The organism is Ruegeria sp. BHSB058, assembly GCF_059613285.1.
This window is the reverse complement of record NZ_JBXWSF010000060.1, coordinates 1-26,407: the sequence shown is the minus strand read 5'-3', so window position 1 is coordinate 26,407 and position 26,407 is coordinate 1. Positions and strand designations below refer to the sequence as shown.

Here is a 26,407-nt window from a genome sequence, read left to right as displayed (position 1 = left end):
AGATCGAGCCCGACCGTGATAATCTCTGACATGACCGCTCTCCTTTGTGGATCGTTGCAGACCCACCTTGGCACAATGATGCCGTCGGGGGGCGGTCACATCATCAGAGCCAGGAAACCTACATCTTATTATGAAAGATAAAACCGATGAAATTCAGCAGCAGCTGCGCCGCCAGGATTTGCGTGCTTTCGGCTGGATCGTAGGCCGGAGCGACTTCGACCAAATCAATGCCGACAACGTCTCCGCGTTTAGAAAGTCCCTGTAAAATCTCCAAGACATCATAGTATTGGAAACCACCATGGCTGGGAGTGCCGGTGCCCGGTGCAATAGAAGGGCAGAAGGCGTCGATGTCGATGGTGACGTAGTAGCGGACACCCTCTGGGATACGGTCCAGAACGCCTTGGGTGCCCAGCTTGCGCACCTGTCGGACTGACAGAATGTCCGAACCGCGCGCGCGCGCATCGTCATAGCCCTCTTTTGCGGTCGAAGATACATTGCGGATGCCCAGCTGGGTCATGCCCGAGACATAGTCTTTTTCGATCGCGCGACGCATTGGGTTGCCATGGCCGACGGTGACGCCGTGGCGTTCATCGACAAAGTCCAGGTGCGCGTCGATCTGGATCACGTGGATCGGGCCGTGTTTTTCGCAATCCTCGGCATAGGCGTTGATGCAGGGGATGTTAACCGAATGGTCGCCGCCGATTGTGACTGGGATCGCGCCCGCGTCGAGGATTTTCTTGACGCCGTATTCGATGTTGGCGTGGCTTTCCTCGGTCTTGGTGTGGATGATGTCGGCATCGCCCAGATCGACGATGCGCACGTCACTGCCCAGATAGGTGGCGTCATCCTCGTGGTCATAGGCACCTGCGTGTCCAAAACTGAACAGGGTCGATGCCTCTCGCACCGAGCGCGGACCAAAGCGTGCGCCCGAGCGGAATTGGCAGCCGAAATCGAAAGGCGCACCAAGGATCGCCACATCCGCGTCGATCTCGTCCCAGTTTTGGACATAGGGTTTCTTGCCAAATGTCGAGATGCCGACAAAAGGTAAATTCAGACGACCAGATTCATAACCATGTTCAGACATGATTTCTCCGTTTCTTAGTGCATTAACGATAGGCCAGTTCCGGAAGGAACAGGGCGATTTGAGGGAAGGCGATCAGCAGGCCGCTCACGATCAGCAGGATAATCAGGAATGGGGGTACACCGCGCACCACTTCGACGAAAGGCCGCCGGAAGACTGCAATAGCGGTGAACAGGTTGCAGCCGAAGGGTGGCGTCGCTGCGCCGATTGCAACCTGAAGCGTGATCAGTACCCCGACCAGAACAGGGTCCAGACCGCTAGCTTTGATCATGGGAGCGAAGATCGGAACCAGGATCAGGATCACTACAATCGAGTCCACAAACATGCAGCCGACGAAGAACGCTATGTTGATCGCTAGCAGCACCATCAGCGGACTGGCGCTTTCCAGACCCAGCGCGGCGATGATGGTTTGCGGCACCTGAGCGAAACTGAGTGTCCAGCTAAACGCAGCCCCTGCCGCAATCAAAATGAATACGACCGAGGTGATGGCTCCGGTGGACAGCGCGATGTCGAACAGGTCTTTCACCTTGATTGAGCGGAAAATCACTACTTCGAGGATGACCGCATAAAGCACACAGATTGCTGCAGCTTCGGTGGGCGAGAAGACACCACCATAGATGCCGCCGACGATGATGGCGGGGAAGCCCATCGGCCAAAGCGATCTGCGCAGTGCGGCGAACCGCTGCCCCCAACCTTCACGCGGCAATACAGGGATATCATGGCGATAGGCGTAGTGCATGCAATAGGCCGAGAACAGGACCACGATCAGCAGCCCCGGCAGGATGCCGGCGATGAACAATTGTGAGATCGAGGTGCCCGAAACAACGCCATAGATGATCATGCCGATGGAGGGTGGGATCAGATAGGCGAGGTCGGCCGCATTCACGATCAAGCCGATCGAGAAACTGTCGCTGTAGCCTGATTTCAGCATCCGGGGCCGCATCGCTCCACCGATGGCCACCACGGTCGCCTGGGTCGAGCCACAGACCGCGCCAAACAGCGCACAGGCCGAGGTGACAGAAATCGCCAGACCGCCCTTGATATGGCCCATGAAACTCATCACAAGATCGATCAATCGGTTGGCGGAATGGCCGCGTGTGATGATATCGGCCGCCAGAATGAACATCGGCACCGCGATCAGCGCTGCGGGTTTGACCCCTCCGATCATTTGTTGGATCAGGATTTGCATGTTCATGGTGGGGAAATAGACAAGGAACCCCAGCACCGCCGCCGAGATCAGCGGCATTTTCATCGGAAACCCTGCCAGCAGCAGGACGATCATGACGGCCAGCATCAACTCGGTCATTTGTCTGCCTCCGTGGAGTCTTCGAATTTCTTGATCGCGGCTGCGGTTTCCGGGTCTTCGTAGCTGTCAACTTCCAGGTACGAGACATAGACCTCTTCTTCCGCGAAATTCAGGTTGCGGATCGCGGTCAGCAGATACTGGAACGCCGCCAGCGCCAGGCCGATGACGACCCAGACATAGGTCAGATACAGCGGAAGTTGCAGCGCCGGGGTGATCCGCCCGCGTGAGGCGACTTTCTGTACATATTCCAGCGCGTACCAGGCTAGAACGGCCATGACGACAGCGGTGGTGGCGGCAATCACAACCATCAGGCCCTTGCGCATCTTGATTGGCAGGGCGTCATAGATCGCCGACATGCGAATGTGGATGCCTTTGCGGGTGGCATAGCCCAGCCCCATGAAGGTGACGATCACGATCAGGAACTCGTTCAGTTCCTCCGAGAAATAGATGGACTGGTTGAACACGTAGCGGCCAAAGACATTGGCGATGGTGTTCACGGCCATCAGGATGATTCCCCAGCCCAGGATCCAGACTTCGATCCGTCCGATGACAGCGTCGATCTTTCCCAAAAAGCCGAAGGGAGTTGCAGTGCCGCTTTGCATGATATCCTCCCCTTTTTTTGAAGCCTCACGCGCAAGGCGCGTGAGGTAGTTTTGAGTGAGTGGATTGAGTAGGTATCAGTTGCCGGTCAGTTCGGCCTGCAGTGCATCCAGCAGTTCTTGACCGCGGGGACCGACGGCTTCGACGTAAGCCGCCGAAGTACCGGTGCTGCGCCCGCGGAAGACATCACGTTCTTCTTCGGTCAGAACGACCAGCCCGATATCAGGCTTGGCTTTCTTGATGATGTCCAGACGTTGCTGGTTGAAATCGGTGACAACGCCGTCGATGAAGCCGGTCATGTCGCCCATGGTGTCACGCACCAGTTGCTGACGGTCGGGACTGAGGGTCTCGAACCAGTCCGATCCGGCCACGACTGTGGTGACCAGCTCTTGCTCTCCGGCCCAGATCAGGTGGCTGGTGACTTCGTAGAACTTCATCTCTTCGATGGTCGGGATCGGATTGACCTGACCGTCGATAGCACCCAGTTGCAGCGCACCGAACACTTCGCCGAACGGTAGCGGAGTCGGGCTGGCGCCCATGTTGTTATAGGTTTCCACCAGAATAGGCGAAACCATCACACGCATTTTGAAGTTGTCGAAATCTTCGGGTGTGCGGATCTCACGGTTGGTGGTCCAGACCTGCGGACCCTCGGAATACATGGTCAAAACTTCCAGACCACGCTTGCGGAAATCGTCGTTCATCGGGCCATAGATGGTTTCCGAGCTGCTGAGGATTTTAGAGATCGCTGCCGGATCGGACGGCAGTAGATAGGGCAGCAGGAAGACTTGGCTTTCCGGCACCACGGTACCCAGGTTGCCGATTGAAACATTGGTGAACTGGATGACGCCATCGGCGGCCTGTTCGACCGTTTCGGTCGGTGTGCCAAGCGTGCCCATCGGATAGACGGTGACGGTCACTTCTCCATTGGTGGCCGCCTCAATGCGCGATTTGAACTCCTGCGCATAGGCGTCCATGATCGAGCCCGGAATTTCTTCGATCGCGAATTTCCAGTCTTCTGCCAGCGCACTGAGCGGTGCGAGGCTGAGCAGGGTTGCCGCTGCCGTCGTTCGCATTTTCCGTAGAGTAAAGGTCATGCTGGGTTCCTCCCTTGATCCCTTTTGGTGTTCAGGTTGGGTCCAGCACAGCACAGAAAATTACACAAAAAAATATCATGTTGCTTATGTTCACATGAAAAAAATTGATGTAATGATGAGCCTGAGAATCGCGGAAGTTGACGTCATTGAAACTGTTCAGAAATACTCTTCTCGAAACCTTTGTGACGGTCGTTGAATGCGATGGATTCACCGATGCACAATATGCATTGGGGATCACCCAATCGGCGATCAGCATCCGAATCCGTGATCTGGAAGATTCTCTTGGTTATCGGGTTTGCGAGCGGGGAAGGGGCGGGTTCCGACTGACCGAACGTGGCGAGATCGCCTATCACAAGGCACGTGAGATCTTACGCAGTGTCCGAGATTTCGATGCTGAGTTGCTGGAGTTGCGCGACGCTGTGACGGGCGATTTGCGGATTGGCATCGTCGATGCGGTTAACACGTTGACGGATTTGCATCTGACCAGATCGCTGAAACGATTTCTGAACCGTCCCAACGAAGTCAGGCTGGAAATAGTTGTCGCTTCACCGATCGAATTGACGCAAAGGTTGATCTCGGGCGATTTGCACGTAGCCATCGCTCCTTTTCGTAATCAGGTGCCGGAACTGCGCTACACCAAGCTGTGTGACGAAGAGCACCAATTGTATTGTGGGCGCGACCATCCGCTGTTTGCTGTGCCGGATACGAAAATTGGTCCGGAAGATATTGCAATGTATGAAATTTGCCAGCGATCTTACGACGTGTTCGTATCTCCCGAATTGAAACCAACCGATATGCGGGCGGTCGTTGCGAATATGGAGGCGATGGCAGTATTGATCGAAACCGGGCACTATCTGGGGGCTCTGCCGGTGCATTTCGCAACAAGTATGGAATATCACGACAAGCTTAGAGCCGTCGCACCCGACCGGCTGAACTGGACGTCGACATTCTATCTTGCGACCCGGTCTACTAGCGTACACAGGCGCTCAGTTGAACTTTTTGTCGAGGATGTGGCCACTTACTGCGGAGAAGGCAATCAGTATCACTAAACTGAAACTTATCTGGACTCTTCTGACGTCGTAATTTGATGTCTTCCTTGCTGTGGTAAGAGTACATTAGCAGAAAACGCAGCAATTGTACCAATGGGCTCACTGCCGACCTCGGAGGCAGAGCAGCATCCGCAGTGCCACAGTGGCGCACCACCTTCAGGAGCGGCCCTTTGCGAACTCTCAGCCCATTGCTCTAATGCTGCTCTGCAGCTTTTAATAGCGGATGTTCACGGCAGTAAAAGATCAGAGGACTTGCCATATGATTTCTTCCACCTCGGTGCTTGGTTCTTGCGAAACTAGCAACTGTATTTCTCAGGCGGTCTGAGCCGACCAGTTTCCAGTATAGAGCAACCCTTTGGAGAAGCTCGGATAAAACAATGCCCCCAACCCAATAGTTGGAGGCAATACAATAGCAAGAACAGGCTTTATGGGTATTATCCACGCCAGGTGCGAACGACGCCGCAATCCATGTGTACAAAATTGGAGCGGCTGTATTTTCCAACGCCGCCTGCCTGACACGCCGCGGCGGCACTAGCCATCTGGCTAACCGATCGTGAAGCTAGGCGCAAGTCGGCAGCCTGACCTTTCATGTGCAGAGAATTCTTGGCAACACCGCGGGAGCGGGAGCGGAGCATGGCATTGGTTTGAGGGCTACGATAACCTGAAAGCAACATATAGGGCTCGTTGACGTCCAGCAGATTGTGAGCAGCGGCCATGATGTCGATGGTTCGTAGATCCATCGGTTTTATCTGATCAGTTCGCCAGTCGCGCATAAAGTGATTTATCTCGGCAACAGCGTCTTTGACATAGTCACCATCCACCCAATAAATCATATCAAGGCGTTCGCCGGTGCGGCCGGAATACATGCGCACGCGCCGTATGTCGCCCCCACCACGAAGAAAGCCCGCTGCGTTGGAAAAAGTTGGTGCTGCTGATACTAATGTTGCTGCGAATGCACCTAGTAATGCGCGTCGCGACAAGCCCGTCGAGCTCAATTCTGTCATTTACTGCGTCGTCCCGTACTTATTCCTGCCCGCGCACGATGTTACGCGCGCTTTTGTCAGTTTTTGTTACCATCCCCAGGTGCCAGATGTATGCCACAGCCGGATTCGCGAGCCAAGAATTGATTGGTTTTGGGGCAAGTAAGGGGGAATTTTCGGCAAGATTTTGCGCAATTGACGCGTAACGCCTATTTTATTACTGAGATTTCGGACTAAGTGCAGGCCGGGCAGGGCGATGCAATCCAGCATCAACTGATATTTCATGACGTCGTTTTTCACATTTGTGAATGGACATTTGCCTTCAGTTTTTAAGAAACTCGATTGGCTAACCGCAGCAGAAACGTATTTCAATGACCAAGACGAGACACATGACCCATTCCATTCGGCAACGATCCGCCTATGTCATTGCAACCGTGATCGCCATATCTGGAGTGTCACTGCTAGGGGGAGTTCCTGCGCAGGCACAATCGTTTGCATTCAAGCAAGCAGTGGCCGAATCCGTCGGATCACAGGGTGGAGTTGGAGCGTTTTACCGCGAAAACGACTATCAACCGATCTGGACCGGCGAAGATGCCTCCTCCCAAGCTAGGCGCGTTGCGTTGATTCAGGCATTGAGCCGGGCAGAAACGCATGGGTTGCCAGTTGATCGATATCGGGTAGACGAGACTATCCGAAAAATGCGCGAGGCCAAATCGTCACGCGACATAGGATTGGTCGAAGCGGAATTGACGCGTACATTCGTTACTTACGCACGGGACGTTCAGTCCGGCCTTCTGAAACCATCTTCGATTGATCCCGGTATAGCCCGTTCAGTTCCGCGGCGACCGGCGACCGATTTTTTGAACGAAGTGCTGACTGCGAATCCGGAAACATATTTCACCACACTCGCGCCCCACTCGTTTCAGTATCTTACATTGCTGAAACACAAAATTTACCTCGAAGATCAGCTTTTGGCAGGCGGTTGGGGGGCAACCGTTCCCGTTCAGAAGGTGGAATTGGGTGATACAGGTACGACAGTCATCGCGTTGCGCAACCGTCTAGTCGCCATGGGATACATGAAGCCCAGCGCAAGCCCCAGCTATGACAACAGGCTTCGGTCAGCGGTGATGAAGTTCCAGGCTGCGCACGGGTTGGAACAGGATGGCGTTGCCGGGCCAGGCACTATTGCCGAGATAAACGTTTCCGTGGCGGATCGGTTGAAATCCGTGATAGTTGCGCTTGAACGCGAGCGATGGCTGCCGCGCGATCGGGGGGACCGGCACATTCTGGTGAACCAGACCGATTTTTCCGCCAAAATCGTGGATGATGGCCGAGTGACCTTTGAAACGCGGGCCGTTATAGGCAAAAACACTCATGATCGCCGCAGTCCCGAGTTTTCGGATCAGATGGAACATATGGTCATCAATCCAAGCTGGCATGTTCCCCGTTCCATCGCGACCAAAGAGTATCTACCACAACTGCGCGCTAATCCGAACGCAGCAGGGCACTTGGAAATCACCGATTCACGGGGGCGGCGGGTTGATCGAGAGGCCGTCGACTTCAGTCAGTTTTCCTCTGGGAGCTTTCCGTTTGCAATGCGCCAGCCACCCGGTAAAGGAAATGCACTGGGGTTGGTGAAGTTCATGTTCCCCAACAAGCACAACATCTATTTGCATGACACACCGCAGAAAAGCTTGTTTTCGCGGGAAATTCGGGCGTTTTCTCATGGGTGCATTCGGTTGGCGGACCCATTCGGATTCGCATATGCGCTGCTGTCTCTTCAGGAAAAAGACCCCAGGGACTATTTCCATAGGGTTCTTAGAACCGGCCGCGAGACCACTGTTCCACTGGACAAACCGGTTCCGGTCCACCTGATCTATCGTACGGCCTATGTTGGCACGAAGGGCGAGGTCCAATATCGCCGCGATGTTTATGATCGCGATAAAAAGGTCTGGGACGCATTAAGCAATGCGGGGGTGGTCCTGCCAGCGGTTCAGGGGTAAGGACGGGGGCGCACAGACCTTTTACCGGAGCCGCAAATGCAATTCACTGTCAAACAGATCGCAACGGCCCTCGGTGTCGAGGCTGAGGGGAATACTGACCTCACGATTTTGCGCGCTGCTGAGCCGGCTGAAGCGGGACCGACCGATCTGGCCTTGGCGATGTCGCCGAAATACGCTGATGCCCTGGGGCAGGGTGGTGCGCGAGTGGCGATCCTGTGGCCCGGGGCCGATTGGAAATCCCTGGGGCTTGATGCAGCCATTTTTGCGCCGCGACCGCGCATGGCAATGGCCGGTGTGACGGCGATGATGGATCGGGGACAGGGCGTTCAGCCTGGAATTCACCTGTCTGCCGTCGTCGATCCAACCGCTGAAATCGGTCATGATGTTTCGATCGGACCATTAAGTGTTATCGGACCCCGTGCGCGCATTGGCGCTGGATCGGTGATTGGCCCGCACTGTACGATCGGAATGGATGCTACATTGGGCAAAGATGCGTTGTTGCGGGAAATGGTCAGCATCGGTGCCCGAGCCGTGATCGGCGACCGGTTCATTGCGCAACCTGGTGCACGGATCGGTGGCGACGGGTTCAGTTTTGTCACTCCTGAAGTGTCAGGCGTCGAAAATGTCCGTAAAACCATGGGCGATCAGGGAGACGCAAAGGCGCAGGGTTGGCTGCGCATTCATTCTCTGGGCGCAGTTGAGATCGGAGATGATGTTGAGGTGGGGGCCAATAGTACGATCGACAACGGAACCATTCGGAATACGCGAATAGGAAACGGTTCCAAGTTGGACAATCTTGTTCACGTCGGGCACAATACGCGGGTCGGAAACGACTGCCTGTTGTGCGGGCAAACTGGTGTTTCCGGTTCGGTCGAGATTGGTAACAACGTCGTTCTTGGCGGTCAGACCGGTGTTGTCGACAACATTTTTATTGGAGACCGGGTGATCTCGGGTGGGGGGACTAAAATTCTGTCGAACGTTCCCGCAGGCCGCGTGATTATGGGTTATCCTGGCATCAAAATGGAAACACATACCGAGATTTATAAAGCGCAGCGCAGATTGCCTCGCATGGCCCGTGACGTTGAGGCACTGAAAAAGGCGGTTTTCAAACAGCCTGAGAGCGATTAAATCACCCGCAAAGCGACAATCAGGGGATTGATATGAGCATCAGCAACCGCGTCATCGCGATCATTGCAGAGCAGGCCGTGCTGGAGCCATCGGATGTGTCGCCCGAGAGCACCCTTGAAGATTTGGGCATCGACAGCCTTGGATTGGTCGAAAGCATCTTTGCCATCGAGGAAGAGTTCGACATTTCGATCCCGTTTAATGCAAACGAACCGACGGCCGGAGATTTTGATATCTCGAATGTCGCTGCAATCATTTCGGGCATCGAAAAACTGATCGCGGAAAAGGTTTGACGACGGTTATGAAGCGCGTCGTCATTACCGGGGCTGGCACTATCAATTCGTTGGGGCACTCGGTCTCTGAAACTCTCGAAGCCATGCGCGAAGGGCGCTGCGGCATTGGGGAATTGGATTTTCGCGACGTAAATCGTCTGGCGATCAAGATCGGTGGTCAGGTGCGCGGATTTGATACCGAGGGCCGGTTCAACCGACAGCAAATGACGCTATATGACCGTTTCACTCAATTTACTCTGACCGCGGCGAAAGAGGCCATCGAACAATCTGGGATCGAATTCCATGGCGACACCGCCCATCGGTCCGGTGTTGTATTGGGAACTGCAGGTGGTGGTGTGTCCACTTGGGACGACAACTACCGCTCAGTCTATGAAGACGGCAAGAATCGCGTACATCCGTTTGTTGTGCCAAAGCTTATGAACAATGCCGCTGCCAGCCATGTGTCCATGGAATACAACATCAAGGGGCCGAGTTTCACCGTGTCGACAGCCTGCGCATCGTCCAATCATGCAATGGCGTTGGCGTTTCAGATGGTACGCAGCGGTGCAGCACCGGCCATGGTGACGGGTGGATCTGAATCAATGCTGTGCTTTGGGGGGGTAAAGGCCTGGGAGGGCTTGCGCGTCATGTCCAAGGATGCCTGCCGTCCGTTCAGTGCGAACCGGAACGGAATGGTGCAAGGCGAAGGGGCCGGCATCTTTGTTTTCGAAGACTACGACCGCGCAAAAGCACGAGGGGCCGACGTTCTGGCAGAGGTAATTGGTTTTGCAATGTCGTCAGACGCCGCAGATATCGTCATGCCCAGCAAGCACGGGGCAGCGCGCGCTATGGCTGGGGCGCTGGCAGATGCCCGTATTAACGCAAGCGACGTTGGATATATCAACGCGCACGGTACCGGAACCGCCGCAAACGACAAAACCGAATGTGCCGCAGTGGCAGACGTTTTTGGTCGTCAGGCGGACAGTTTGATGATTTCGTCAACCAAATCCATGCATGGACACCTGATCGGGGGTACGGGGGCGGTGGAGCTTTTGGCCTGCATCATGGCGCTGCGCGACGGGATCATAGCGCCAACAATCGGGTACGAGGAACCTGATCCGGAATGCGCTTTGGATGTGGTTCCAAACGTGGCGCGCGAAGCAAAGGTCGACGTGGCCCTTTCCAACGCGTTTGCCTTTGGCGGGATGAACGCGGTACTGGCGCTACGCAAAGTCTGAAAAATGGCCACCGAAAACTTTGTTCGGTGACCATTCCAGAAACATATCCGATCTTAGTTCGGAACAACTTCGACGGCGTCAAAGCCCGCCGTGAAGCCGTTAAGCGACAAGTCCAGCGAAATAACTTGATCGGGTGCTGGGGCAGGGACCAATGAAATCGTAGCCTTGGATCCCTTTTTCATTGCGTCGATATCCGCTTGGGTCAAGCCAATCCTGGCGATGCACCCCACCGGGCTGCAAAAGGAGTATTCGTACCGCTTGCCCGGCGCCCCATCAATCGAGATAGTCACTTGGGCGGTCAAAAGGGTTTCAAGTGGAACCACCACGGTAGCGCCCGCAACGGCAACCTGGCCTTCGGGCAGGCGGAACAGGGACACCTCTGCCATCGGGCTGCCTTGGGGTCCATTTAGGATTTGCAGAAGCGAACAGGGGTCTTTTTCGGCTTGGGTCTTGATGCAGGCCATGTCCCAGTCGCCGAACTTTTCAGTCGGATATCGCTGACCCAACTGCGGCTCGGTATTAACCGGCTGGCCAAGATCAAGCGACTCATTTCCCGTTTGTTCACTAGTACTCTCTGAATCGGAGCTGGTGTCTTGCGCAGTGGCGATACCCGCCCACATGGCGATTGCGATAGCCGCCAGTGGCGTTAGCGTTTTGATCATGAATGCCTCACTCAATTTAGTTACGGTTTTGGCCATCCCTATCACGCCCATTGCGCGGTGTCAGTGGGAATTGGAGGATCTGAACGTATACTGGTCAGGAAACCGCCGGGAGCATGATCTGAATGCATTCGGGCCAAAAAAAGGGAGCCGATATTTGGGCTCCCTTTTCCAATTTGTCTCCCCGCCGGACTGGCCGACTTAGTTATGTCGCAGACGTTACGAGAGCGGGGGCCACGGGTCAACAGGTAACCCAACATTTTTTTGGACGCAAATAAGCGCGTGAAATCAGGGGAATACTTGTCATGTTCAAGAAAAGAGCCGTGCCCGAGGGCACGACCAGTCAACAGGGAGGAAAACCGCCGCCACATCCGACGTGGACCGGCGACGAAAAAACTATCGCAGTCAAAGGTTAACTTTGTATGCTGACGCTGTATTGGCACAGGATTGAGGCATAAGTCGAATGAGTGAAACGATTTTTCTGGGCGGAGCAGGAAAAAACTATGAGCTGCCGCAAGAATTGTCATTGAAATACGCCAATCGTCACGGCCTGATCGCCGGGGCGACAGGAACCGGAAAAACAGTGACGTTACAGATCCTTGCCGAGGGTTTTTCTGCAGCTGGCGTGCCTGTCTTTCTGACAGATGTGAAGGGTGATCTTTCGGGACTGGCAAAGGCAGGGTCACAGGATCACCAATTACATCACGCATTCACGGAACGGGCCGAGCGCATCGGTTACGGCGGCTTCGCCTATGAGGCTTGCCCCGTTACGTTCTGGGATCTTTTCGGCGAACAGGGACATCCAGTCCGAACCACTGTGACTGAAATGGGCCCTCTCCTGCTATCCAGATTAATGGAGCTGACCGAAGCGCAGGAAGGTATCCTGAACATCGCGTTTCGCTTGGCCGACGAAGAGGGCATGCCGTTGCTCGATCTGAAAGACCTGCAAGCTTTGCTTGTGTGGATCGGCGAAAACCGGTCGGAGCTTTCCTTGCGATACGGCAACATCTCTCCAGCTTCTGTTGGCGCCATTCAGCGTCGGATTCTGGTTCTCGACAATCAGGGCGGTACAAGGCTGTTTGGAGAGCCGGCACTTCAACTCGCCGACTTGATGAGAACCAATTCAACCGGAAAAGGTGTGGTCAACGTCCTCGCCTCGGACAAGCTGATGGCGGCGCCCCGGCTTTATACGACGTTCTTGTTATGGCTTTTGAGTGAACTGTTTGAAGAGTTGCCCGAGGTGGGTGACCCGGAAAAACCGAAACTTGTTTTTTTCTTCGACGAAGCACATCTGCTGTTTGACGATGCGCCAAAAGTTCTTGTGGACAAGGTCGAACAGGTCGCACGCCTGATCCGGTCCAAGGGCGTCGGTGTGTACTTCGTCAGCCAGAATCCGGCCGACATTCCCGAAGATATCCTTGGTCAGCTTGGAAACCGCGTCCAACACGCATTACGGGCATTTACGGCCAAAGACCGAAAAAACCTTCGCATGGCTGCAGAAACCTATCGAGAAAACCCCACCTTCGAAACGGAAACAGCCATTCGAGAAGTTGGTGTCGGCGAGGCGGTTACATCGATGCTTCAGAAAAGGGGCGTGCCGGGAATGGTCGAACGCACGCTGATCCGACCTCCTGGGTCTCAACTGGGGCCTATCAACGGCAAGGAGCGAGCCGAGATTATGGCGACCTCTGATATGGCGGGAAAATACGACACTTTGATCGACCGAAATTCTGCCTATGAAATGTTAGCCAAACGCTCGAAAATCGCCGCTAAAGAAGCTGAACAGGCAGAAACTGAAGCCGAGACAGAAAATGCCACCGCCCGTGAGTTTTCCGCAGCGCGACGTTATTCCGGAAAACGAGTCAGCCGGTCGTCGGCTCGGATTCAAACACCTCGGAGAAAGGACACCTTTACCTCGGCCCTGACCGAAGCGGTGATTAAAGAGATGAAAGGCACGACGGGCCGCCGGATAGTTCGTGGAATTTTGGGAAGTCTGTTCAAAGGGCGGTGATCGAAGGAAAAAGGCGGTGGTCGGGTCACACCGCCTTTTCATAATCAGCATATTGCGACTAACCTTTGAGACGGCGGTTGCCCTCGGCAATGCAATAGTTGTCGGCCTCTTGGATAGACATGCCAGCGGGTGCATCGATCGCACGGTCCCAGAGTACTTGGTTATGTTTGTAGAGTTGGCAGGTAACAACACCCTTGGATGTGGTGACCTTGACCGGGTCGGATTCGTGCGCACGCGGATCGATGGAACAGGCGGTCAAGATCAGTGAAATCGCTGAGATTGCGATTGTCGAGCGGACAGGTTTCATTTCGTTCCTTATCATTTGGACTTCAGATCCTCTCCGATAGGATCCAGGGTGGGTCTTTTGTGAGGCAATTTTGCGAACGGCTCGTGAAATCATGCCAAAGCCGTTCCCTAAAATTAGTGTTCCGGGATCAGCCCCCTTGGGCTGAACCTGAGAACCAGTAGCAGGATAACCCCCATTGTCAGCAGCCGCATATGTGCCGCGCTGTCGATAAGGTGTTCTCTCAGACCACTGCCTTCAGGCAGACCGGACGTGATAACCTGCATGACCCATAGGCCAATCGGTTCGACCTGCACCCAAAGGAACCAGATCAGCATGGCGCCAAGAACCGCGCCAAAATTGTTGCCCGATCCACCCACGATCACCATCACCCAGATCAGGAAAGTAAAGCGAAGCGGCTGATAGGTGCCAGGTGTCAACTGCCCGTCAAGCGTTGTCATCATCGCGCCGGCAATACCGCAGATTGCCGAACCCAGAACAAAAATTTGCAAGTGGCGACGGGTGACGGCCTTGCCCATCGCTTCGGCGGCGACCTCGTTATCGCGAATGGCGCGCATCATCCGGCCCCACGGGCTTTTGAGGGCCATTTGGGCCATCCACAGAAGAACCAGCAAAACGCCAAGAAACAAGATGGAATAGCCCAGTTTGACGTAGAGCGTCGATGCGGTCACCGGATCAAGCCCAAACCCCACCGCTTGTTCAACAAATCCCGGATCATTTTGAAGATCGATCTCATACGGGACCGGGCGCGGAAGACCGATCACATTCTTTACGCCGCGAGCGAGCCAGTCTTCGTTTTTGAGGACGGCGATGATGATTTCCGCAATACCAAGCGTGGCAATCGCCAGATAGTCGGACCGCAAGCCCAGCGCGGTCTTGCCAATCAGCCAGGCTGCGCCTGCCGCTAGCAGCCCGCCCGCTGGCCAAGCCAGCAATACTGGAAGGCTGAGGCCGCCGATATTGCCCGCCGCAGCCGGATTTATTGCTTCGACTGCGGCGACGTTAGGATCAAATACGGCCCGGTAGGCAATGAAGCCTATCACAAGAATAGCGACAACGGTCAGGGAACGTGCCTTGCCCTTTGGCATTTTTCTAGTGATGAATACGCCCGCGGCAACGGTTAGCGCGCCCAGAATCAACGCAAGAACAATCCCGGCTCCGCCTGCGCTCCATGCGCCCGGTGTCGGGTCAGTTGAAATCAGGACAACCGCAAGTCCGCCGAGTGCGACAAATCCCATGATACCAACATTGAAGAGGCCGGCAAAACCCCATTGCAGGTTCACTCCGATCGCCATGATAGCGGAGATCAGACCCATGTTCAGGATCAGCACCGCTGAGTTCCAGCTTTGCATCACGCCGGTCAATAGAATCAACCCTGCAACCAGAAAGAAAAAAAGAGTGTTTTTTACGGGTTCGCTCATACCGCTTTCCCCTTGAACAGCCCGGTAGGTTTGAACAACAGCACGATCAGCAGGATCACGAAACTGACTGCGAATTTGTAGTCGGTCGACAAAAGCTGAACGAGTCCCGAAGGCTCAAGCCCTTCTGGGGTGAGATAGGACAGCACTTTCTTCCATGCATAAGTGATCGTCACCTCGGAAAATGCGATGATAAATCCGCCCGCGATCGCGCCCAGAGGGTTGCCCAAGCCTCCGACAATAGCCGAGGCGAAGATTGGCAAAAGCAGTTGGAAGTACACGAAAGGCTTGAAACTTTTGTCGAGGCCATAAAGAACACCGGCGGTTGTGGCCAAAGCAGCAACGATCAGCCACGTATACATGACCACACGCTCGGGGTTGATCCCGGACAACAAGGCCAGATCCTCGTTGTCTGAATAGGCGCGCATGGACTTGCCGGTACGTGTCTTGTTCAAAAACCAGAACAGCAGAACGACCGCAATCACGGCGACCACTACCGTGATGCCCTGAGTTGTCCTGATGGCCAGACCTTCGTTGAGGCCGGTCAATTGCTTGAAGTCCCGAGCTGAAATCAGAAACCTTTCGCCGTCCAGGAAATTCTGGTCGTTTGGTCCGATGATGAACCGGACGAGACCGTTCATGATGAACATGACGCCCATCGACACGATCACGAGGATCACTGGCTTGGCCTTTTGTTCACGGTAGAACTGATAGACCAGTTTGTCCGTGATCAGCAAAAGCACCATGCATCCGAGAATGGCAACGGGTAGGGCCAGCAGAGCGGTGGGCAACGGTCCTAAGGCGACGCCGATGCTTTGCAACCACCACGTCACGAGCACGGCAATCATCGTGCCGAACGCCATTGTGTCTCCATGGGCGAAGTTGGAAAACCGCAGGATTCCGTAGATCAGAGTGACCCCAAGCGCCCCAAGCGCCAACTGGCTGCCGTAGGCTACCGCAGGCACGATGACAAAGTTTGAAAGCGCAACGAGCGCGTTGAGTAGATCCATTGGTCCTTCTCACAGTCTGGGTGCGGTTTTATGGCACGGCAATTAGGGGACGTACAACAGCTTGTCCCCTCTTTTTCAACGTAATTCTCATGCACTCAGACTGGAGTGGGTAGGAATTATCCGAAAGGATCCTCACACTGGCCCTGATCCTGATTTGCATGGGGACCATTTACCGTCAGATCAAAGGTCAGGCTGTCAAAATTGACGACAAAAGTGACGACGTCCTTGCCCATGATATGTAGAAATGTCAGCGAATTGAGGCCCGAGTGAATTGTAGCTTCGCCCTGGATTTCCTCGGTAATGATGAAACCCTGCTTTGACTCTCCGGACCTAGCGAGCGTCACTGCGCCACCGGTTCGATCCGAAACGCAATTGACAACGAAATCCGCTCCACCAAGAGAGTCGCTTAGGGCAAATCCATAGTTTGGAAACAGAATCGAAGCAGCTAACAGGGGTAGGTATTTCATAACTCGCCTTTCATCGCTTGAAGATGTCGCCAAAACCCGAACTGACCCTGGCTGCATCTGAAACCTGATTTTCGCCTTGGCACTGGCAACCAATCTAAAGTGACGTAGGAAGGAAATGTGACCGAAAAGTGGTAAACGTGACGTGGTCACGAACGCTTTATTCGATGTGAAAAAACAGGGTAACTGATTAAAATCTAATGTTTTCCTGTCGCTCCTCGCAACAGGAAAACAATCCGTGGGCAACTAGGATAAAGGGAACACTCGGAATCTTTCAGGGTGCGTTCTTCGAGAGCAAAATCTTAGGAGGCAACCGCCTCGCACTGTCCGCGGTCGCTGGAGATTGTTGGGCGCCGCATGGAGAGATTATATGTCAAATCCGCATGTTTGACGAACAGGGTCACGACAGTATTCTCGTCAGCATACATGAATGTAACGTTGCCGAGTCCCGGAAAAACCTTTGCGGGACCATTTATGTTCTGGCTTTTCATTTCGCCATCGTTTCCGGATGCGGGTTTAACCAACATCATTTCCGATCCGTCGATTTCAGATATGCATAGAAAATGCTGATCCTGGGCTGCCCCCATAGTTGCACAAAATACAAAGGCGGCAGAAAGCGTCGCTGTGGTTTTCATTCGTTTCTCTTTTTTGTGAGCTGAACAACTCTGAATGACCGTTACTAAAGTCTCGAGAATTGGACGTATCGAGGTCTTTCCGAGCTTAACCTGCCGACCGACTTGACCCCGGCGGCATACTCTCGCGTAGAAAAGGATTACGGCAGAATTAATCCGCTTTTTGGGCCAAAGAGAGACTTGAATGGCGATACATCAAACAAAGCGAACGCTTACCCGCCGAGGAAGGATTTCCTTACTTCGGGGTCCGCCAAAAGCTCCTGGCCGGTTCCGGTATAAGCATTCCGGCCTTGCACCAGCACATAACCTTTATCGGCGATTTCCAATGCTTGTCGCGCATTCTGCTCGACCATCAGAATGGGCAATCCGGTTCGGCTGACCTCGATAATTCGGTCGAACAACTCATCCATCACGATCGGAGAGACACCCGCGGTGGGCTCATCCAGCATCAACACCTTGGGTTTGGTCATCAGGGCACGACCGACTGCCACCTGCTGACGCTGGCCTCCCGAGAGTTCTCCGGCCGCCTGATGGCGCTTTTCTTTCAGGATCGGAAACAGGTCGTAAACCTGCTCCATCGTGTCCGTGAAATCATCAGTGCGGATGAAAGCGCCCATTTCCAGATTCTCTTCCACCGTCATCGACGTGAAGATGTTCGAGGTTTGCGGAACAAATCCCATACCCTTGACCACTCGGTCCTGCGGGGTGAGTTGGGTAATGTCCTCGCCATCCAGCCGAACTGTACCAGAACGTACGTCAAGCATTCCAAACACCGCTTTCATGGCGGTTGACTTGCCAGCTCCGTTCGGGCCGACAATGACCGCGATCTCTCCCTTGTCGACCGCGATGGTGCAATCATGCAGGATATCAGGACCCTTTCCATAACCGCCCGTCATCATGTCGCCTATGAGAAACGGGCCGCCACCGACCTTGGAAGTCGGTCCGCTGTGCCGGTGAGCCGGGGTCATGGATCCAACACCTTTCGAGTTGGTAATCGATGCATCTTTGTTTCCACGATCCTCATGATAGGGATTGTCACTCATGCACCGGCCTCCAGTTTGTCCTTGTTCTTCAAACCGGTGCCGAGGTAGGCCTCGATTACGTGTTCATTGGCCTTGATCTCTTCCAGCGTACCCTCGGCCAAAACTTTTCCTTCGGCCATGCAAATCACCGGATCGCAAAGCCGCCCGATGAAATCCATGTCGTGTTCGATCACCACAAATGTATAGTTGCGTTCCTTATTCAGGCGCACGATCGCGTCGCCAATGGTATTCAGAAGTGTCCGGTTCACACCGGCGCCTACTTCGTCGAGAAATACGATCTTGGCGTCAACCATCATGGTGCGGCCAAGCTCCAGCAGCTTTTTCTGTCCACCCGAAACCTGCCCGGCCTTGTGGTCCGCCAGGTGCTCGATGGTCAGAAACTCCAGCACCTCGTCAGCCTTTGCGCGCAAGGCGCGCTCCTCGTCCGCGATCCGCTTGCGTCCAAACCAGGTGTTCCAAAGGGTTTCACCCGATTGGCCTCCAGGAACCATCATCAGGTTTTCTCGGCAGCTCATCGAAGAGAACTCATGTGCGATCTGAAAGGTGCGCAGTAATCCCTTGTGGAACAACTCATGCGGGGGCAGACCGGTAATATCCTCGCCATCCATCGTGACCTTGCCGCTTGTTGGCGGCAACACACCGGCAATAACATTGAAAAGAGTGGTCTTTCCCGCCCCGTTCGGGCCAATCAGCCCGGTTATAGAGCCTTTTTCGATTTCCAGCGATGCTCCGTCCACCGCGTGGAAACCACCGAAGTGCTTGTGCACGTCCTCGACGACGATCATGTTTTCCCCTAGCCGCAGTATCTTGCGGCCCTGTTGTTTGTTGCCCCATCCCCGTAAGAGGTGCGGTCTTTTGTCATTGAAACAGCCCGGGTACAAGGCCCGGGCTGTTCACTGTTCAAATGATCCGCAAGATCAGCGGTACTTGGCGGTAGTGATCTTACCGCCGTCAAGGACGATCTGGCGATAGTTGCCTGCACTTTCGCCGGGTCCAATCAGTTCAACTGCTGTTGCACCGACATAATCGACGTCGCCACCATCCTTGATGATCTGAAGCGCTTTCGCCAGTTCACCAGGATAGATTTTTTCACCCGGTGCATTTGCAACATTCAGAACGTGCTCTTTGTACACCGACGAATCCTTGGAACCCGCCGCTTGCATCGCCAGCATGATCAGCGCAGCGGAATCATAAGCTTCAGGAGTGAAGGGCGAGGTCGCATCGAACGCGCCTGCTACCAGTTCCTCATATTTGGCAACACCGGGGCTGTCGGTGCCCGGATGTTGACCGGTCGATCCGTCGATCTCGTCGCCGAAGTTTTCTTCCAGCTTGGCGCCGATCATCCCGTCGGGAAAATGGAATGTATCGAATGCACCCGAGTCGATGGCTGCACGCACGATGCCCGAGCCACCTTGGTCAACATAACCGGCCACGACCAAGCGATCGCCACCTGCAGCGGCGAGTGCGCCGACTTCGGCGGCATAGTCCGCCTTACCGTCTTCATGCGCTGCCGAGATGGTAACCGTTCCGCCAGCCGCTTCGAACGCTTGCTGGAAGCTGTCGGCCAGACCTTTGCCATAGTCGTTGTTGGTGTAGGTCAACGCAACATTGTTTATGCCTTCTTCCAACAGGATATCTGTCATGACCTGGCCTTGGCGCGCATCGGACGGTGCGGTGCGGAAAAACAGACCGTTGTCTTCCGCGTCCGACAATGCCGGCGAGGTCGCCGAGGGAGAGATCATGACGATACCATTCGGAACCGCGACGTTTGACAGAATCGCACCAGTCACACCGGAGCAGTCCGCACCCATGATGCCGTCGACTTTGTCTGAAGTGACCAGACGTTCTGCCGCGGCTGTCGCGGCGCCTGCGTCGACGCAAGTCGAGTCGGCACGTACGGAGGTTACGGTTGCTCCGTCCAGCAGAAGGCCACTGTCGGTAACTTCCTTCATTGCCAGTTCAGCGCCATCGGCCATTGAGGGCGTCAATGATTCGATAGGCCCTGTAAAGCCTAGGATGACACCGATCTTAACGTCTTCGGCCATTGCCGCGCCGGCCATAAGTGCAGTTGCTGCGGTAGCAGTTAGCAGCTTTTTCATAAGGTTACTCCCTTGTTGGAACGTGATCGTTCTGGAAGAGACCCTAGGCAAGCTGTGGTGAAAAGAAAAGTCCTAACGAAATTGTGCTTTTGCTGGGCGTAACCTATTTGATTTCATAAGGTTTGATGGAATTTCGCACCCATTTCCCTGAGATCGGAGGTCGATATGCTGCGGCTTTCAATGTTGATTCTCTTATTCGTGTGGCCGTTCTCGGAGGCCAATGCCGACTCGCTGAATACAAGCGTCGGAGCCGTAGTTACGACCAAAGCGATTTCCGGGCTGGATACGCCTTGGGCTATTGGCCTTTTGCCCGATGGCGGAGTGCTCGTGACCGAGCGTGACGGCAGTCTTGTTTATGCGAAAGATCAAAAGATGATGCCGATAAAGGGCGTGCCCAAGGTATTTGCATCAGGGCAAGGTGGTTTGCTGGATGTCACCATTCCACGGGACTTCGCCGAAACGCACGAGATACTCCTGACTTATTCCAAGCCCCAGAAAGATGGAGCAGGGACCGCGCTGGCGGTTGCAAGACTTAGTGAGGACGGCCAGTCACTGACCGATGTGCGCACGATTTTCGAAGCAGCGCCCGGAGCCAGTGGCGGGCGGCATTTTGGCAGCCGTGTCGTTGAGGCAGCAGACGGAACACTGTTTGTCACGTTGGGCGAACGAGGTGACCGCCCCTCGGCCCAGGACCGCTCGAACCACAATGGGTCGATCATCCGAATAAATAGAGACGGGTCAGTTCCGAATGACAATCCGTTTATCGGAAATCCCGGCATACGCTCCGAGATCTGGACTTATGGGCATCGCAACCCGCAGGGTGCCGGGCTAGATTTGCAGGGCAACCTGTGGACGTCCGAGCATGGCGCCAAGGGCGGTGATGAGGTGAATCTAATCAGGAAAGGCGCGAACTATGGCTGGCCGGTGATTTCCTATGGCACGCATTATTCCGGTGCTAAAATTGGTGAAGGCAGCGCAAAGGCAGGGCTGGAGCAGCCCGCGTTCTATTGGGACCCATCCATCGCCCCGTCAGGCTTGATGGTCTATTCCGGAAAGCTCTGGCCCGAGTGGAAGGGTAGTATTTTCGTTGGTTCGCTGAAGTTCGACTATATCTCACGACTGGCTGGAAACCCGCTGCGAGAAGTCGAGCAGATCAAAGGCCCTCAGACCAATCGGGTTCGCGATATCGTCGAGTCATCGGATGGGTCGATCTGGTTCATCTCAGTTGGACAGGGGGCAGTTTATCGAATGTCGTCCGACTGATCCTCAGATCGACAATCGCGACGCGTGGGTTCCCCGCTCGCGATACGGCGTCGTGTTGTAGTGCGCCCGGTAGCATTTGGAGAAATGCGACGGGCTGGCAAATCCGCAGGCCAGCGCCACGTTAATCACGCTCATATCGGTCTGCATCAGCAGGTTGCGCGCCTTTTGCAGGCGCAACTCCATGTAATACCGTTTGGGCGAACGGTTCAGGTAACGGCGAAACAAGCGTTCCAGCTGGCGTGTCGACATGCCGACATCCCGCGCCAAAACCGAGGGTGAAATCGGCTCCTCGATGTTCTTTTCCATCATCTGGATAACCTGGCTCAGTTTCGGGTGGCGCACACCGATCCGGGTTGGGGTGGACAGGCGTTGCGTGTCCTGATCGGTGCGGATCGAGGAATAGATCATCTGATCCGCCACGGCGTTGGCCAGTTCCTCTCCGAAATCATCGGCAATCAGTTTCAACATCAGGTCGATAGACGACGTACCGCCAGCGGTCGTCATCCGGTTGCCGTCGACCAGAAACACGGATTTCGTCAGCTCGACATTCTCGAACTCTTCGGTAAAACTGTCCGCGTTTTCCCAGTGGATCGTGGCGCGTTTGCCGTCCAAAAGACCCGCTTTTGCAAGAACGTGGGCACCGGTACACAGGCCCCCGATGCGTATCCCCTTGCGCGCTTCGCGCCGAAGCCAGTTCAGCATCTTTTTGGTTGCCGCTTTCTGGATTTCCACGCCGCCGCAGACCAAAACCACGTCTTCCCGATTCAGATCGCCCAGATCATCGTCCAGATTGAAGGATGTGCCCGCCGAACACAATGCAACCTCACCGCCTTCACCTACCAATTGCCAGACATATAGTGCCTTGTCCGCCATCCGATTTGCAATGCGCAGGCTGTCCAGCGCCGACGCAAACGACAGCATCGAAAACTTGTCCAGCAACACAAAGATATAGCGGCGCGGTTTGGCCGGCGTGTTTTCCACTTCGACAACTTGGCGTTGCTCTTGCATTGCGGACTGTCCTTGATTCCGATGTTTCGCACGTATGACGAGTTCTTGCGAATATGGCAGCCAACATGCTCAGAGCTTGTTTGCGTCGTCAAGAGGCGCAAAAGAGATATGGTCACTTGTTTCGGCTTTTTGTATAGAGGCCCCCTGAAATACCTCAGCGGAGAACCAAGCTATGACCGAGTGGCAAAAATCGAACTGGCGCAGCAAGCCGCGGGTTCAGATGCCCGACTATACCGACCCGGCCGCACTGGCCAAGGTTGAGGCGCAGCTTTCCAAATATCCGCCGCTGGTTTTCGCCGGCGAGGCGCGGCGTCTGAAACAACATCTCGGTGCTGCGGGACGTGGCGAAGCCTTTTTGCTTCAGGGCGGCGATTGCGCCGAAAGCTTTGAGCAATTCAGTGCCGATGCTATCCGTGACACTTTCAAGGTCATGCTGCAAATGGCGATGGTGCTGACTTATGGCGCCAAGGTCCCGGTTATCAAGGTGGGGCGGATGGCCGGACAGTTCGCCAAACCACGCAGTGCGCCGACCGAAGTTGTCGATGGTGTTGAACTGCCCAGCTATCGTGGTGATATCATCAACGAATTGGCCTTCACACCCGAAGCACGCATTCCGAACCCGGAAAAGATGCTGCAGGCCTTTACTCAGGCAGCGGCCACGCTGAACCTACTACGTGCATTTTCGACGGGCGGGTTTGCTGACATGAGCCGCGTGCATTCCTGGACTTTGGGATTCACCGACGATCAGGATGTTCAGAAGTACTCCGAGATTGCGGATCGCATTCAGGACACGATCGACTTCATGGAGGCCGCCGGAATAACCGCCGACACCACCCATGAATTCTCGACCGTGGAGTTCTATACCAGCCACGAAAGCCTGTTGTTGGAATATGAAGAGGCACTGACACGTCTCGACTCGACATCTGGTAACTGGTTGGCGGGTTCCGGCCACATGATTTGGATCGGCGACCGCACTCGCCAACCCGACGGCGCGCATGTGGAATTCTGCCGCGGCGTATTGAACCCAATCGGGTTGAAATGCGGCCCGACCACGACTGCCGAGGATCTCAAAGTGCTGATGTCAAAGCTGAACTCCGACAACGAAGAGGGTCGACTAACACTGATCGCACGCTTCGGCGCCGGTAAGGCGGGTGAACATCTTCCGCGATTGATCAAAGCTGTGAAAGAAGAAGGCGCCAAGGTGACATGGGTCTGCGACCCGATGCACGGCAACACGATCAAGTCGGCGACCGGCTACAAGACTCGCCCGTTCGAAGCGGTTCTGCGCGAAGTACGGGATTTCTTTGGTGTTCATCAATCCGAAGGCACCATTCCCGGTGGCGTACATTTTGAGATGACCGGTCTCGATGTCACCGAATGCATTGGCGGTGTTCGGGCTGTCACCGAAGAGGACCTCTCGGATCGCTATCACACAGCCTGCGACCCGCGCCTGAATGCCAGCCAGTCACTGGAATTGGCCTTCCTTGTGGCGGAGGAACTGACAAATCTGCGCCGCGACCGGAACAAGCGCGCTGCCAGTTAAAATACTATAGTCAATGGAAACGGCGGGCTTCCTGCCTGCCGTTTTCTTTTGAGCTCAAATCGGCCGGTTTTGCCCATGGGCCGCTCAGTCCATTGTGATGACGACCTTCCCCAACACTTTACGATTCTGCATCAGTTCCAATGCCTTCCCGGCCTGATCCAAAGGTATTCGAGCGCTGATTTTTGGTTTGATCTTCCCTTCAGAATAGAGGTGCAACAGATCACACATGTTTTGTGCATGCCTTTGTGGTTCGCGAAACACTGATGCGCCCCAGAATACGCCAATGATTGAAACTCCTTTGAGCAGCGGCAGATTCAATGGAATGCTGGGAATACCCGCAGGAAAACCAATTACCAGATAGCGCCCTTTCCATGCCATCGCGCGCAAGGCCGGCTCGGCATAGCCGCCGCCTACTGCGTCGTAAACAACGTCAACGCCCTCACCGTCTGCCAGACGCTTGATTTCCGTCGAAAGTGCCTTTTGCGCCTCCTTGTCCAATTCCAGTGGATAGATCAGCGTTTCGTCTGCGCCAATCTGGCGGCAGAACGCCGCCTTCTCCTCAGATGAGACGGCAGCGATGACACGTGCACCCACCGCCTTGCCAAGTTCGATGGCTGCCGCTCCGACACCGCCCGCTGCTCCCAGGATGAGCAGCGTCTCATCCACACCAAGCGCAGCACGGTCCTTGAGTGCGTGATGAGAGGTTCCATAAGTGAAAACGAAACAGGCGGCATCTTCGTAAGGCATTTCATCCGGAATCTTGATCGCAGCCTCCGCTTTTATGACCAGGTGCGTGGCAAACCCCCCAAAGCCTGTAAGGGCCAGAATGCGGTCGCCGACAGAGAACCCTTCAACGGCGTCGCCGACTGCAATCACTTCGCCCGCGATTTCGCCACCTGGTGCAAAGGGGCGAGGCGGCTTGAGCTGATAGAGGTCTCGGATCATGAGAGTGTCCGGAAAATTCACACCGGCAGCACGAACGCGCACCAGCAACTGGCTCTTGCCGGGGTCCGGATCCGGAAATTCCTTGAGTTCCAGTGTTTCCGGCCCGCCCGGAACGGTACTCAGCATTGCCTTCATGGTCTTTCGTGCCCTCCACCGTATCGAACCTGAAAAATGACGTTAAGTCTTGGAGGCGCCCGAATGATTGTCAACCAAGTGTCGAAATGCAATTCTTAGGCGCAATCTCAGTAGAACCAAGTGATGCCTAACACTTGCGCGCCAAAGTTTGCTGAATTCTGTGAAATCGAGGAAACTGTGACGCCCGTAAGCCTGTTTTCACTTCACGGAAAGACGGCATTCATCACTGGTGGCGCGATGGGAATTGGCCGTATGGCTACAGAAGCGCTTGTGCGGGCAGGGGCCAGCGTATTGAATGCATCCAGAAAGGGTGAGGCCTGCAAGGCCACGGAACAGGCACTCGACGCATTGGTTGCGTCCGGGCAGGCAGACGGTTTTGCAAGCGACGTGGGAGCCAGAGATGGCATTGCAATGCTTTGTGAAGAAGTGAAGGAAAGAGTTCAATCCATTGATATTCTAGTGAATAATGCAGGCACAACATGGGGCGCTCATTTGGGGCAGTTTCTGTATGACCTTTGGGAAAAGCACATCTCCGTCAATGCGGCTGGGATGTTCGAGTTGACCCAAAGGCTTTTGCCTATGCTCAAGAAATCGGCATTTGTAGATGATCCCGCCCGGATCATCGATGTTGGCTTGGTGTTGGGAGAGGTGCCGATGGGCAAGGGAGCTTACGTAACCGGCGCTGTCATACCCGTTCCAGGCCGTATCAACGTAAAGTCCGCTCCAGGAATCTTCGAAAAATCATTGATAACAAGTGGGTTGCAAAATGCAGTTGAAGTTTAAGGTCGAAAAATGAAGGATTTGATTTGGAAACGCAAGGAGGGTCATCTGCCAGTACAATTGAGGGGGCTCCGGATACCCATGATCGGCGCGCCGTTGTTCATAATTTCCGTTCCCGAACTTGTGGTTGCCCAGTGCAAGGCTGGCATAATCGGATCATTCCCGGCACTTAACGCACGTGAGGCTGAGGGAGAAGCTCCTTTGCTGGACGTTTGGTTGAAGCAAATCATCGAAGAACTGGATCGCCACAACCAAGCCAACCCCGACAGACCGGCCGCGCCTTTCGCGGTCAATCAAATCGTGCATCGTTCCAACAAAAGGCTGGAGCGGGATCTGGAGATTTGC

General features: G+C 54.8%; 25 protein-coding genes and 1 pseudogene. 10 read left to right on the top strand and 16 right to left on the bottom strand.

All coding sequences use genetic code 11. The features are described from left to right. Window positions 1–118: 118 nt before the first annotated feature. The 4 genes from speB to AC2FNB_RS14755 form a co-directional block, all read right to left on the bottom strand. The gene (gene speB, locus AC2FNB_RS14770; RefSeq protein WP_496747470.1) at window positions 119–1,084 is read right to left on the bottom strand and encodes an agmatinase; all 966 of its coding nucleotides are present in this window, start codon (window positions 1,082–1,084) and stop codon (window positions 119–121) included. Between the two features lie 22 nt (window positions 1,085–1,106). After that, a complete protein-coding gene (locus AC2FNB_RS14765) occupies window positions 1,107–2,387 on the bottom strand; it encodes a TRAP transporter large permease (RefSeq protein WP_496747468.1) in 1,281 nt (426 codons plus the stop codon). After that, window positions 2,384–2,989, bottom strand: coding sequence for a TRAP transporter small permease (locus AC2FNB_RS14760; protein WP_480751451.1), 606 nt, complete (start codon window positions 2,987–2,989; stop codon window positions 2,384–2,386). The genes AC2FNB_RS14765 and AC2FNB_RS14760 overlap by 4 nt, the downstream gene beginning before the upstream one ends. A gap of 75 nt (window positions 2,990–3,064) precedes the next feature. Beyond that, entirely contained in the window at window positions 3,065–4,081 is a 1,017-nt protein-coding gene (locus AC2FNB_RS14755; protein WP_496747466.1) for a TRAP transporter substrate-binding protein, read from the bottom strand. A gap of 146 nt (window positions 4,082–4,227) precedes the next feature. On the opposite strand from AC2FNB_RS14755, the gene AC2FNB_RS14750 reads away from it, so the two are divergent. Further along, a complete protein-coding gene (locus tag AC2FNB_RS14750; RefSeq protein WP_480751449.1) occupies window positions 4,228–5,130 on the top strand; it encodes a LysR family transcriptional regulator in 903 nt (300 codons plus the stop codon). Window positions 5,131–5,564: 434 nt separating this feature from the next. On the opposite strand, the gene mepK is transcribed toward AC2FNB_RS14750, so the two are convergent. Then, entirely contained in the window at window positions 5,565–6,134 is a 570-nt protein-coding gene (mepK, locus tag AC2FNB_RS14745) for a peptidoglycan L,D-endopeptidase MepK (protein ID WP_480751447.1), read from the bottom strand. Window positions 6,135–6,499: 365 nt separating this feature from the next. Here mepK and AC2FNB_RS14740 point away from each other — a divergent pair, with 365 nt between their 5' ends. From AC2FNB_RS14740 to AC2FNB_RS14725, 4 genes are read left to right on the top strand one after another with little or no spacing between them, the layout of a single operon-like run. Next, window positions 6,500–8,113, top strand: coding sequence for a L,D-transpeptidase family protein (locus tag AC2FNB_RS14740; protein WP_496747463.1), 1,614 nt, complete (start codon window positions 6,500–6,502; stop codon window positions 8,111–8,113). A gap of 36 nt (window positions 8,114–8,149) precedes the next feature. Beyond that, entirely contained in the window at window positions 8,150–9,241 is a 1,092-nt protein-coding gene (gene lpxD, locus AC2FNB_RS14735) for a UDP-3-O-(3-hydroxymyristoyl)glucosamine N-acyltransferase (RefSeq protein ID WP_480751445.1), read from the top strand. 32 nt (window positions 9,242–9,273) lie between these two features. Further along, complete coding sequence (locus AC2FNB_RS14730; RefSeq protein WP_480751443.1) at window positions 9,274–9,531, top strand: acyl carrier protein; 258 nt, start codon at window positions 9,274–9,276, stop codon at window positions 9,529–9,531. An 8-nt stretch (window positions 9,532–9,539) separates the two neighbouring features. Next, window positions 9,540–10,748, top strand: coding sequence for a beta-ketoacyl-[acyl-carrier-protein] synthase family protein (locus AC2FNB_RS14725; RefSeq protein ID WP_496747461.1), 1,209 nt, complete (start codon window positions 9,540–9,542; stop codon window positions 10,746–10,748). A 53-nt stretch (window positions 10,749–10,801) separates the two neighbouring features. Here AC2FNB_RS14725 and AC2FNB_RS14720 read toward each other — a convergent pair whose 3' ends face one another. Beyond that, on the bottom strand, window positions 10,802–11,410 hold the full coding sequence (locus tag AC2FNB_RS14720) for an invasion associated locus B family protein (protein WP_496747459.1): 609 nt from the start codon (window positions 11,408–11,410) through the stop codon (window positions 10,802–10,804). 460 nt (window positions 11,411–11,870) lie between these two features. Between AC2FNB_RS14720 and AC2FNB_RS14715 the strand changes: the two genes are divergently transcribed. Further along, a complete protein-coding gene (locus tag AC2FNB_RS14715) occupies window positions 11,871–13,418 on the top strand; it encodes a helicase HerA-like domain-containing protein (protein WP_496747457.1) in 1,548 nt (515 codons plus the stop codon). 58 nt (window positions 13,419–13,476) lie between these two features. Here AC2FNB_RS14715 and AC2FNB_RS14710 read toward each other — a convergent pair whose 3' ends face one another. The 8 genes from AC2FNB_RS14710 to AC2FNB_RS14675 form a co-directional block, all read right to left on the bottom strand. Beyond that, a complete protein-coding gene (locus tag AC2FNB_RS14710; protein ID WP_480751439.1) occupies window positions 13,477–13,725 on the bottom strand; it encodes a hypothetical protein in 249 nt (82 codons plus the stop codon). A gap of 113 nt (window positions 13,726–13,838) precedes the next feature. After that, a complete protein-coding gene (locus tag AC2FNB_RS14705) occupies window positions 13,839–15,143 on the bottom strand; it encodes a branched-chain amino acid ABC transporter permease (protein WP_496747454.1) in 1,305 nt (434 codons plus the stop codon). Then, a complete protein-coding gene (locus tag AC2FNB_RS14700; RefSeq protein ID WP_480751437.1) occupies window positions 15,140–16,150 on the bottom strand; it encodes a branched-chain amino acid ABC transporter permease in 1,011 nt (336 codons plus the stop codon). The genes AC2FNB_RS14705 and AC2FNB_RS14700 overlap by 4 nt, the downstream gene beginning before the upstream one ends. A gap of 116 nt (window positions 16,151–16,266) precedes the next feature. Next, window positions 16,267–16,617, bottom strand: a complete 351-nt coding sequence (locus tag AC2FNB_RS14695) for a hypothetical protein (protein ID WP_480751435.1) — start codon at window positions 16,615–16,617, stop codon at window positions 16,267–16,269. A 299-nt stretch (window positions 16,618–16,916) separates the two neighbouring features. Continuing rightward, window positions 16,917–17,249, bottom strand: coding sequence for a hypothetical protein (locus AC2FNB_RS14690; RefSeq protein ID WP_496747451.1), 333 nt, complete (start codon window positions 17,247–17,249; stop codon window positions 16,917–16,919). A 209-nt stretch (window positions 17,250–17,458) separates the two neighbouring features. Next, window positions 17,459–18,289 (bottom strand): ABC transporter ATP-binding protein, encoded by an 831-nt coding sequence (locus AC2FNB_RS14685; protein ID WP_480751431.1) that lies wholly within the window; start codon window positions 18,287–18,289, stop codon window positions 17,459–17,461. Next, on the bottom strand, window positions 18,286–19,074 hold the full coding sequence (locus AC2FNB_RS14680) for an ABC transporter ATP-binding protein (protein ID WP_480751429.1): 789 nt from the start codon (window positions 19,072–19,074) through the stop codon (window positions 18,286–18,288). Before AC2FNB_RS14680 ends, AC2FNB_RS14685 begins: the two co-directional genes overlap by 4 nt. A 132-nt stretch (window positions 19,075–19,206) precedes the next feature. Continuing rightward, window positions 19,207–20,388 (bottom strand): ABC transporter substrate-binding protein, encoded by a 1,182-nt coding sequence (locus AC2FNB_RS14675; RefSeq protein WP_480751427.1) that lies wholly within the window; start codon window positions 20,386–20,388, stop codon window positions 19,207–19,209. 165 nt (window positions 20,389–20,553) lie between these two features. Between AC2FNB_RS14675 and AC2FNB_RS14670 the strand changes: the two genes are divergently transcribed. Beyond that, window positions 20,554–21,651, top strand: a complete 1,098-nt coding sequence (locus AC2FNB_RS14670) for a PQQ-dependent sugar dehydrogenase (RefSeq protein WP_496747448.1) — start codon at window positions 20,554–20,556, stop codon at window positions 21,649–21,651. 3 nt (window positions 21,652–21,654) lie between these two features. On the opposite strand, the gene AC2FNB_RS14665 is transcribed toward AC2FNB_RS14670, so the two are convergent. Then, on the bottom strand, window positions 21,655–22,659 hold the full coding sequence (locus tag AC2FNB_RS14665) for a GlxA family transcriptional regulator (RefSeq protein ID WP_480751424.1): 1,005 nt from the start codon (window positions 22,657–22,659) through the stop codon (window positions 21,655–21,657). Window positions 22,660–22,831: 172 nt separating this feature from the next. Here AC2FNB_RS14665 and AC2FNB_RS14660 point away from each other — a divergent pair, with 172 nt between their 5' ends. Beyond that, a complete protein-coding gene (locus tag AC2FNB_RS14660) occupies window positions 22,832–24,202 on the top strand; it encodes a class II 3-deoxy-7-phosphoheptulonate synthase (protein WP_480751422.1) in 1,371 nt (456 codons plus the stop codon). An 84-nt stretch (window positions 24,203–24,286) separates the two neighbouring features. On the opposite strand, the gene AC2FNB_RS14655 is transcribed toward AC2FNB_RS14660, so the two are convergent. Beyond that, window positions 24,287–25,282 (bottom strand): NADPH:quinone oxidoreductase family protein, encoded by a 996-nt coding sequence (locus tag AC2FNB_RS14655; RefSeq protein WP_496747445.1) that lies wholly within the window; start codon window positions 25,280–25,282, stop codon window positions 24,287–24,289. 123 nt (window positions 25,283–25,405) lie between these two features. Here AC2FNB_RS14655 and AC2FNB_RS14650 point away from each other — a divergent pair, with 123 nt between their 5' ends. Together AC2FNB_RS14650 and AC2FNB_RS14645 are read left to right on the top strand one after the other, a co-directional pair. After that, window positions 25,406–26,065, top strand: a complete 660-nt coding sequence (locus AC2FNB_RS14650) for an SDR family NAD(P)-dependent oxidoreductase (protein ID WP_496747444.1) — start codon at window positions 25,406–25,408, stop codon at window positions 26,063–26,065. A 78-nt stretch (window positions 26,066–26,143) separates the two neighbouring features. Next, window positions 26,144–26,407: pseudogene (locus tag AC2FNB_RS14645) on the top strand (nitronate monooxygenase); the annotation flags it as partial.